At 57.2% G+C, this 6320-nt stretch carries 8 protein-coding genes, 1 tRNA gene and 1 pseudogene; 3 read left to right on the forward strand and 7 right to left on the reverse strand.

Annotated features, from left to right (window positions below):
* Positions 1 to 61: 61 nt before the first annotated feature.
* From yajC to queA, 3 genes are read right to left on the reverse strand one after another with little or no spacing between them, the layout of a single operon-like run.
* Positions 62 to 397 carry a preprotein translocase subunit YajC gene (gene yajC, locus AACY31_RS04685; RefSeq protein WP_007982729.1) on the reverse strand — a complete coding sequence of 112 codons (336 nt, stop codon included), beginning with the start codon at positions 395 to 397 and terminating at the stop codon, positions 62 to 64.
* Between the two features lie 43 nt (positions 398 to 440).
* Positions 441 to 1556, reverse strand: a complete 1116-nt coding sequence (gene tgt, locus AACY31_RS04690) for a tRNA guanosine(34) transglycosylase Tgt (RefSeq protein WP_181288045.1) — start codon at positions 1554 to 1556, stop codon at positions 441 to 443.
* Between the two features lie 14 nt (positions 1557 to 1570).
* On the reverse strand, positions 1571 to 2620 hold the full coding sequence (gene queA / locus AACY31_RS04695; RefSeq protein ID WP_339482741.1) for a tRNA preQ1(34) S-adenosylmethionine ribosyltransferase-isomerase QueA: 1050 nt from the start codon (positions 2618 to 2620) through the stop codon (positions 1571 to 1573).
* A 108-nt stretch (positions 2621 to 2728) separates the two neighbouring features.
* On the opposite strand from queA, the gene AACY31_RS04700 reads away from it, so the two are divergent.
* The 3 genes from AACY31_RS04700 to AACY31_RS04710 all read left to right on the forward strand — a co-directional run bounded on the left by AACY31_RS04700 (position 2729) and on the right by AACY31_RS04710 (position 3776).
* Positions 2729 to 2813 (forward strand) — tRNA-Leu (locus AACY31_RS04700).
* 154 nt (positions 2814 to 2967) lie between these two features.
* Positions 2968 to 3297, forward strand: a complete 330-nt coding sequence (locus tag AACY31_RS04705; protein WP_339483663.1) for a hypothetical protein — start codon at positions 2968 to 2970, stop codon at positions 3295 to 3297.
* Between the two features lie 71 nt (positions 3298 to 3368).
* A complete protein-coding gene (locus AACY31_RS04710; protein ID WP_339503915.1) occupies positions 3369 to 3776 on the forward strand; it encodes a hypothetical protein in 408 nt (135 codons plus the stop codon).
* Positions 3777 to 4174: 398 nt separating this feature from the next.
* On the opposite strand, the pseudogene AACY31_RS04715 reads toward AACY31_RS04710, so the two are convergent.
* The 4 genes and pseudogenes from AACY31_RS04715 to AACY31_RS04730 all read right to left on the reverse strand — a co-directional run.
* A pseudogene (locus AACY31_RS04715) lies at positions 4175 to 4597 on the reverse strand (integrase core domain-containing protein); the annotation flags it as partial.
* Positions 4598 to 4661: 64 nt separating this feature from the next.
* Positions 4662 to 5867, reverse strand: a complete 1206-nt coding sequence (ltrA, locus tag AACY31_RS04720) for a group II intron reverse transcriptase/maturase (RefSeq protein ID WP_339483666.1) — start codon at positions 5865 to 5867, stop codon at positions 4662 to 4664.
* Positions 5868 to 5901: 34 nt separating this feature from the next.
* The gene (locus tag AACY31_RS04725) at positions 5902 to 6210 is read right to left on the reverse strand and encodes a hypothetical protein (RefSeq protein WP_339483667.1); all 309 of its coding nucleotides are present in this window, start codon (positions 6208 to 6210) and stop codon (positions 5902 to 5904) included.
* On the reverse strand, positions 6207 to 6320 hold a 114-nt coding region (locus AACY31_RS04730; protein WP_339503919.1), incomplete at its 5' end, for a transposase domain-containing protein. The genes AACY31_RS04725 and AACY31_RS04730, both read right to left, overlap by 4 nt.

The raw sequence follows: 6320 nt of genomic DNA on the forward strand, positions 1-6320 counted from the left end.
CGCCGCCCGCTTATGACGCGGGGCGCCTTGCGCGCCCCGTCGATTGAAAAGAAGTTGTTACTTAGATCGCTTTCAGCGTGCCTTTTGGCAGCGTGGCCGCGATTGCGCCCTTCTGGAACTTCATTTCAACAGTGTCGGACACTTCCAGTACCACGAAGTCATCAGCCACTTTGGTGATCTTGCCAGCGATGCCGCCGGTGGTGACCACTTCGTCGCCCTTCTGCAGGCTGCTGAGCAGGTTCTTCTGCTCTTTGGCGCGCTTGGCCTGTGGACGCCAGATCATCAGGTAGAAGATGACCAGAAAACCAACCAGGAAAATCCACTCGAAACCACCGCCCATAGGGCCGGCAGCCGGTGCAGCCGCGTCAGCCATGGCATTAGAGATAAAAAAGCTCATTTAGCACTCCAGTTGCAAGTATTGAATCTAGGGATCGGAAAACTCAGTCCAAGGGCGGTACAGGCAACCCGCGCTTGGCATAGAAGGCCTCGACAAAGGCGGCCAATGTACCTTGTTGGATAGCCTCGCGCAAACCAGCCATAAGCACCTGATAATGGCGCAAGTTGTGGATGGTATTGAGCATACTGCCGAGCATTTCGCCGCATTTGTCCAAATGATGCAGATAAGCGCGGGAGAAGTTCTGGCAGGTATAGCAATCGCAGGTCGGATCCAGCGGCGAATCATCATGGCGATGGAACGCGTTACGAATCTTCAGCACACCCGTGTCGATGAACAGATGCCCATTGCGGGCATTACGGGTTGGCATCACGCAATCGAACATGTCCACCCCGCGGCGCACACCCTCAACCAGATCTTCCGGTTTGCCAACGCCCATAAGGTAACGAGGTTTGTCAGCCGGCATTTCGCCCGGTAAGTAATCGAGCACCTTGATCATCTCGTGCTTGGGCTCGCCCACCGACAGGCCGCCAATCGCCAGGCCGTCGAAGCCGATCTTGTCCAGGCCTTCGAGCGAGCGCATGCGCAGGTCACGGTGCATGCCGCCCTGGACGATGCCGAACAGCGCCGCGGTGTTGTCACCATGGGCGTTCTTCGACCGCTGGGCCCAGCGCAACGACAGCTCCATGGAGACCCGCGCCACGTCTTCATCGGCCGGGTACGGCGTGCATTCGTCGAAGATCATCACGATGTCCGAGCCCAGGTCGCGTTGTACCTGCATCGACTCTTCCGGCCCCATGAACACCTTGGAACCATCGACCGGAGAAGCGAAGGTCACGCCCTCCTCCTTGATCTTGCGCATCGCGCCCAGGCTGAACACCTGGAAACCGCCGGAGTCGGTCAGGATCGGGCCTTTCCACTGCATGAAATCGTGCAAGTCGCCGTGGGCCTTGATCACTTCCATGCCCGGGCGCAGCCACAGGTGGAAGGTGTTGCCCAGGATGATTTCCGCACCAATCGCCTCGATGTCACGCGGCAGCATGCCCTTGACCGTGCCGTAGGTGCCCACCGGCATGAACGCGGGGGTTTCCACGGTACCGCGGGGGAAGGTCAGACGACCGCGACGAGCCTTGCCATCGGTGGCGAGCAACTCGAAGGACATGCGACAGGTGCGACTCATACTGTTTCCTCGGGCCCGCGTGGCGCGGGATTACGGGTGATGAACATCGCATCACCGTAGCTGAAAAAGCGGTATCCATGCTCGACGGCGGCCTTGTAGGCGGCCATGGCTTCGGGATAACCGGCGAACGCCGAAACCAGCATCAACAGCGTGGATTCGGGCAAATGAAAGTTGGTGACCAGGGCATCGACCACATGAAACGGCCGGCCCGGGTAGATAAAGATATCGGTGTCGCCACTGAACGGCTTGAGCACGCCATCGCGCGCGGCGCTTTCCAGGGACCGCACGCTGGTGGTCCCCACCGCCACCACCCGCCCGCCGCGCGCGCGACAGGCCGCCACGGCATCGACCACGTCCTGGCTGACTTCCAGCCATTCGTTGTGCATGTGGTGGTCTTCGATACGCTCCACGCGCACCGGCTGGAACGTCCCGGCGCCGACGTGCAGCGTCACGAACGCCGTCTCCACGCCCTTGGCGGCAATCGCCTCCAGCAACGGCTGATCAAAATGCAGCCCCGCCGTCGGCGCCGCCACCGCCCCCAGGCGCTCGGCGTACACGGTCTGATAACGCTCGCGGTCCGAACCTTCGTCCGGGCGGTCTATATAAGGAGGCAACGGCATGTGCCCGACACGGTCGAGCAACGGCAACACCTCTTGGGCAAATTCCAGCTCGAACAACGCATCATGCCGCGCCACCATCCGCGCCTCACCGCCACCGTCGATCAAGATCGACGAACCGGGCTTGGGCGACTTGCTCGACCGCACATGGGCCAGCACACGGTGACTGTCCAGCACCCGCTCCACCAGAATCTCCAGCTTGCCGCCGGAGGCCTTCTGGCCAAACAAACGCGCGGGAATGACGCGGGTATTGTTGAACACCATCAAATCGCCTGGGCGCAAATGCTCAAGCAAATCAGTGAATTGACGGTGAGCCATGGCACCGCTGACCCCGTCCAGGGTCAACAGTCGACTGGCGCGACGCTCGGCCAGAGGGTGGCGAGCGATCAGCGAATCCGGGAGTTCGAAGGTAAAGTCAGCAACACGCATGATGGGGTTCGTCTAGCAGGGCCGCAAAGTCTAGCGGAAATATCAAAAATTCTCCATGAAACGTGATTGACCAACGGTAGTCACCTCTCTATACTTCGCCGCCATTGAGCCCTGATGGCGGAATTGGTAGACGCGGCGGATTCAAAATCCGTTTTCGAAAGGAGTGGGAGTTCGAGTCTCCCTCGGGGCACCATCTTAAAGAAAGACCTTGAAGTTCAAGGTCTTTTTTTTCGCCTGTAGGAAAGTGGTTTGGCTGCGGATTGCGACTGATTGTCCTCGCCCTCCCCAGGAACAACACAACAACCCAGCGCCCCCCCTCCTCACCCAGTCATTAAGGATTTCACCCCATGGAATTGCTGCTGGAAACGGTCGCTCTTTACTCCCTCAAGCTGGCTTATGAGACGGAGGGCCACAGCCCGATTCTGCGGGATGATCCATTGATGGGCAGCTGCGACCGCGAGGTCTTTGAGTTGTTGATACGGCGGGGCGATGTGGCTGGGATTCAGGGCGAAATCGGGCGATGCCTGGATTTGGCGTTGGGGGCGATTGGTGGGGTGGGTACAGTGCTGGGCCGAGAACTGCATCGTTTGGCTGCGGATTTCAGCGCAGTACAGAAGATGGACGATCTTTACGCTCCGCTCATCGCGCTTAACGGTTACGTGAAAGATATTCTATAAACCGCAGCGTTCGTTCCCACGCTCCGCATTGCAGACTTAACAGGCAGAACACACTCCTACGCAGGCAATCCATGGATGACATCATCGCAGCGATAGGCAGTTGGCTGACCGAAACCCACGAAGCGAAACGGCGAATGGTGAGCAATCTGGAAATGCTCTTCTGGATCGCCGTCGCGATTATCGGCGCGCTCGCCGCGAAGGATTACGCTGCCAAGCGTAAGGCGATGATGATGCGAGCGGAGCAGGCCTTGCCGGAGAAGGATCTCGTCGCTACGTCGTTGAGTGATGAACAGGGTCATGCAGTTAAATATGTTGGCACCCTGCGGCGGGTTGAGGGCGGATATACCGTTAGCCTGATTCGAGAGGCTCACGGGGAGCGCGCCGAGTCGTGTAGCGAGGTGATGCCGTCGCTGGAGAGGGTTGAGGTTTATCTTACGGCCTGTACGTCGTTTGTTCTGTCGGATTTCAAAGGGTTATAGAACAAAGAGAAAAAAAGGACAGATCTATTTCAGTTAAAAATAAATCTACCCTTCCACTTGTCGCTCCCAGTGCATTCGCCGCTAGACCGGCTCTTACATCAAGGCATGGAGATCTTGTACTCGGCGAGCTTGGCCTTGTGCTCCTCTCGCACGTACTGTTTGTTGACGATCTGCGAGAACTTCATGAAGTCTGCCTTGGCGTCGTTTTTTTCTCCCAAATGGTCGTGCGCGTAATAAGCCCAGGCGTAGTACGTATTCCACGGCCATCCGGCCACCTATTCCATGAACATCCGGCCACTGATTCCACGGTGATCCGGCCACCCTTAAGGCAGGCAGCAACGTAGGATTAATTCACTACCATTGGACTTGCCCCTACCAAACCGAACACCAAGCCCCCATTAAATTGATGCTACCGCTAAGCGCCTGAACTCCCTCGCAGAGCGATAGTTCAAGGCGCTGTGCGGATGCTGCTCGTTGTAGTGCTCGAAGGCAATTGCCAGGTTACGCAACGCCGTTTCTCGATCCGGCTTGGGCATGTGCGCCACGTTGTCACGCTTGAGCGCCCTCACGAAGCTCTCGGCCATGCCGTTGCACTGCGGGCTGCGCACCGGGGTGGTCACCGGCTGCAAGCCGATCTGTCGAGCAAACAGGCGTGTCTGTTCGACGGTGTACGCCGAGCCGTTGTCGCTTAGCCATTGAACTGGCGTGGTGGGCAGTTGATCAGCAAAACGCTTCTCCACGCTTTCCAGCATCAAGTCGCGGATATCATCGCCGCTGTACCCGATCGGGCTTGCCACCCAGTCGACGGCTTCGCGATCACATCAATCGGTCGCGGTAGGAATGGCAGTCACCTGCCACCCCCCGCACAGATCCGTACGTGCGGAATTACCGCATACGGCTCCTGCCTTGGGTTTTGACGCCGAAGCGGGTTATGGGATGCGGATGCATTGGTAGCTCTCTTGGATAGGGTATGAATAGCCGGGCCAACGTAGCCATGCGCTCCCAGTTCAGACGGTGCCGCTGACTTCGCCGTTTAAGAGCATGCCTCCACGCACCGATCACTTCACGGCGAAAGGCATCCAGTCGCCGTGTGTTACCGGGTACGTGATAGTAGTTGCAGTAACCTTTAAACAGACGGCTCAACCATTGTCCGATTACCGGGACGGGCTCATGTCTGCGCTTGTGTAACTGCGCCCGTATCTCCCTGATTGTCGTTCTCATACGCTTGGCGATGGTCACGCGTCTAACCACAAACATCCCGTTCTTGGTTTTGTCACAGATATGCGTGAACCCGAGAAAATCGAAAGTTTCCGGTTTTCCTTCCCCGCGCTTCTTGCGATCTTCGATCGCGAACCAGCCAAACCGTAGCAAACGTGTTTTCTCTGGATGCAGTGTCAGGTTGAACTGGGCTAGTCGAGCCTCCAACGCCTGGCGAAAACTCCATGCATCTTCATGCTTTTCAAATCCAAGCACACTGTCGTCTGCGTATCGCACAGCAATCATCTGACCTCGTGCAGTACGCTCGCGCCATTGCCTGATCCACAAGTCCATCACGTAGTGCAGGCAGATGTTGGCAAGCAACGGTGAAATGGGCGCACCTTGCGGCGTGCCCTGCTTCGCAGGAATGCGCTTTCCATTTTCGAGAACACCTGTGCGCAGCCATCGAACTATCAGCGCTAACATTCGCCTATCCGCAATTCGGTGTTGCAGGAAGCACATCATCCATTCGTGATCGATGGTGTCAAAGAACGCTCGAATATCCACGTCCAATATCCAACGAACACGCGAATTCTGTATTCCTACCGATAACGCATCCAATGCATCGTGTTGCCCTCGACCTGGGCGAAAACCATACGAGAGTCCGAGAAAGTTCTGCTCATAAATTGCGTTGAGCACTTGCACGACTGCGGTCTGGACGATCTTGTCTTCCAATGCGGTTACGCCCAGCGGACGCTCGCTACCATCTGCCTTTGGGATAAATACCCGCCGAACAGGCTGGGCGCGATAGCGGCCACTGTGCAGTTTGTCGTGTAAGGCTGTCAGCCTTGTGAGCAGACCTTGCTCATACTCTCGCCACGATAGACTATCCACAAGCGAACGCGGAGCCCCTCCTCGGCACGTTACTTCATTTTTTCGGCCTGATATCCACCACCGTCCCCGCCTGCACGTTTTTGATCGGTGACAGCAAGTGCGGTGAAATATTCCACCGCTGACTGGTGTCGGTCACCACCGTGACGGTCTTACGGTTGAACTTCATGACGGTGCCGGACAGGCGTTCACCACTGGGTGAGTCGAAGCTTACCCGCGCGCCCGGATGGAATTGCATCATCGACTTGTGAGCCTCCAACGACTCCAACATCTTCAGTCGTTCGATAATGTGGTGATTCAACGTCACTAATTCATCGACGCTCAAGTGGTCAATATTGATACTCATGATGCCCTCCCATTCCAAGGCAGTAGTGCCTCAAAGTCTTCGACTGATTCAGCTTGCGGCAATCGTTCCAGCACGAGGCGTAGCCACGCATAGGGCTCTTGGCCGTTCGC

It is taken from the genome of Pseudomonas sp. RL_105y_Pfl2_101 (assembly GCF_963970585.1).
Classification (GTDB): Bacteria; Pseudomonadota; Gammaproteobacteria; order Pseudomonadales; family Pseudomonadaceae; genus Aquipseudomonas.